The 2663-nt window shown below is 62.1% G+C and carries 3 protein-coding genes; all 3 read left to right on the forward strand.

The genetic code is table 11. From position 1 onward, the window contains the following. Positions 1-40: 40 nt before the first annotated feature. Positions 41-895 carry a 3-mercaptopyruvate sulfurtransferase gene (gene sseA, locus A2I95_RS30480; RefSeq protein WP_027257449.1) on the forward strand — a complete coding sequence of 285 codons (855 nt, stop codon included), beginning with the start codon at positions 41-43 and terminating at the stop codon, positions 893-895. Beyond that, on the forward strand, positions 895-2079 hold the full coding sequence (locus A2I95_RS30485) for an amino acid aminotransferase (RefSeq protein ID WP_291735891.1): 1185 nt from the start codon (positions 895-897) through the stop codon (positions 2077-2079). The genes sseA and A2I95_RS30485 overlap by 1 nt, the downstream gene beginning before the upstream one ends. A gap of 331 nt (positions 2080-2410) precedes the next feature. Continuing rightward, positions 2411-2663, forward strand: a 253-nt coding sequence (locus A2I95_RS30490; protein WP_291735894.1) for a hypothetical protein, incomplete at its 3' end; no start/stop codon positions are given.

The following is a 2663-nucleotide window of genomic DNA, read 5'->3' on the forward strand; positions in this document are numbered from 1 at the left end:
GATGTACCCATGGCGCATGCGCAGAAAGGGAGACGCTTTGATGCAGGATGATCCGAAGACGCTGGTTTCCACCGACTGGCTGGCCGCCCATCTGAAGGATCCGGATCTGCGGGTGCTGGACGCCTCGTGGTATTTGCCGCAGGAAAACCGCGACCCCAAGGCGGAATACGGCGCAGCCCATATTCCTGGCGCGCGCTTTTTTGATATCGACGATATCTCGGACCACCGCTCCGACTTGCCGCATATGGTGCCGCCGGTTGAGAAATTCATGTCCCGCCTGCGGGTGATGGGTGTAGGCGACGGCCACCAGGTGGTGGTCTATGACACTGCCGGGTTGAAATCCGCAGCCCGGGTCTGGTGGCTGTTCCGGCTGATGGGGCAGCATAACATTGCCGTGCTGGACGGCGGTTTCCCGAAATGGCAGGCCGAGGGACGCCCGGTTGAGGATTTGCCGCCGGTGATCCGCGACCGCCACATGACCGTGCGGGTGCAAAACCACATGGTCCGTGATGTGACGCAGGTCTCTTCCGCGGCCAAACTGGGCGATCATGAAATCATCGATGCCCGCGCCGCCGAGCGGTTCCGCGGCGATGTGCCGGAACCCCGTGAAGGCCTGCGTGCCGGTCACATCCCCGGGTCGAAAAACGTTCCCTTTGGCCGCCTGCTGAATGCGGATGGCACCATGAAGGATGCAGAGGGACTGCGCGCCGAATTTGCCGCTGCCGGTGCCGATCTGAACAAACCCGTGATTACCACCTGCGGGTCGGGCGTCACCGCCGCCGTCCTCAGCCTTGCATTGGAGCGCATCGGCAAAACCGATCATGCGGTCTATGACGGCTCGTGGTCGGAATGGGGTGCCTTCCCGACCCTTCCCGTTGCTACCGGAGAGAACTGATGTTCGAGACCCTGAAACCCCAGCCCGCTGACAAGATTCTGGCGCTGATGCAGATGTACCGCGACGACCCGCGCGCGGACAAGATCGACCTTGGCGTCGGTGTCTACAAGAACGCCGAAGGCGTCACCCCGGTGATGCGCGCAATCAAGGCCGCTGAGCATAAGTTGTGGGAAGAGCAGACCAGCAAGGCCTATGTCGGCCTGGCCGGCGATCCGGCCTATGGCGACGCGATGATCAAGCTGATCCTGGGTGATGCCGTCGCGCGCGAGAACATTGCAGCGGCGGCCACACCCGGTGGCACCGGCGCGGTGCGCCAGGCGTTTGAACTGATCAAGATGGCCAACCCCAAGGCCCGTGTTTTTGTGTCGGATCCGACCTGGCCGAACCATGTGTCGATCCTGAACTACGTTGGCATCGAAACCGTGGTTTACCGGTATTTCGACCGTGACACCCGGGGCGTGAACTTCGACGGCATGATGGAAGACCTGAAGGGCGCTGAGAAGGGCGACGTTGTTCTGCTGCACGGCTGCTGCCACAACCCGACCGGCGCCAACCTCAATGAGGTGCAGTGGAAGGAGATCATTACGCTGTTGAACGAGCGCGGCCTGATCCCGATGATCGACATCGCCTATCAGGGCTTTGGCGACGGTCTGGAAGAAGACGCGCTGGGTGTGCGCCTGGTCGCCTCCAGCTGCCCCGAAGTGCTGATTGCCGCGAGCTGTTCCAAGAACTTCGGCATCTACCGCGAGCGCACCGGCCTGTTGATGGCCGTGTCCAATGACGCGGGCGCTCAGGCGCTCAACCAGGGCACGCTGGCGTTTCTGAACCGGCAAAACTACTCCTTCCCGCCGGACCATGGTGCGCGTCTGGTCACCATGATCCTGAACGACGAGACCCTGCGCGCTGACTGGGCGGCAGAGCTGGAAGAGGTGCGCCTCGGCATGCTGGACCTGCGCCAGAGCCTTGCGGATGAACTGCAGCGTCTGACCGGCTCTGACCGTTTCAGCTTCATCGCCCAGCACCGCGGCATGTTCTCGCTGCTTGGTACCACGCCGGAACTGGTCGAGAAAATGCGGGTGGACAATGGCATCTACATGGTTGGCGATAGCCGCCTGAACATTGCCGGCTTGAATGCTCAAACCGTGCCGGTTCTGGCCAAGGCGATTGTCGGCGCTGGCGTCTGAGCCCTAGGCCTTTTGAGTTTTAGGAACGCGCTCCGTTGCGGGCGCGTTTTCTCTTGGCGTGACGCCTAAGACGTTATTGAAGAGTCTTAGGCAAAAATCTTCGTAAAACTTTTGCAGGCACCAGCGGTGGTTTCTGTTCAGCGAGGGCTGGGCTCCCGCGCCTGGCTGTGTGCCTTGGCTGCGCCAAAACCCTTGCAGGCTTGGGCGTGGCACCGCTGGCGCGGTGCGGGGGCTACTTGACGCCAGGTCATCGGAAAACAGGCGGCGGAAGCACCGGTGGCCCGCGTTTGTGCTTGCGGAAGTCACGAGTAACACAGCCAAGGAGACCGAAATGACCCTCGCAAAATCTGCACTTGCCCTGATCCTGTCCGCCGCCGTTGCCTTGCCCCTGGCCACCCCGGCCTTTGCCGCCAATGGCGAGGTCATCGACCGGGTGGAAAACCGCGCCGACCGCCGCGAAAACCGTCGCGATGAAGCCGTGGACACTGGCGTTTGGGATGTGGTGGAGGACCATCTGGACCGGGCCGAGGACCGCCGCGACTATCGCGATCAGAAAGCGCCTAAGGTGATTGTTGTCCCTCAGG

The sequence above is a fragment of the Leisingera sp. F5 genome (assembly GCF_001593695.1).

What these genes read in the sequence shown, in the direction of transcription:
- sseA (WP_027257449.1), top strand. Translation starts at nt 41, where the DNA reads ATGCAGGATGATCCGAAGACGCTGGTTTCCACCGACTGGCTGGCCGCC.
- A2I95_RS30485 (WP_291735891.1), top strand. Translation starts at nt 895, where the DNA reads ATGTTCGAGACCCTGAAACCCCAGCCCGCTGACAAGATTCTGGCGCTG.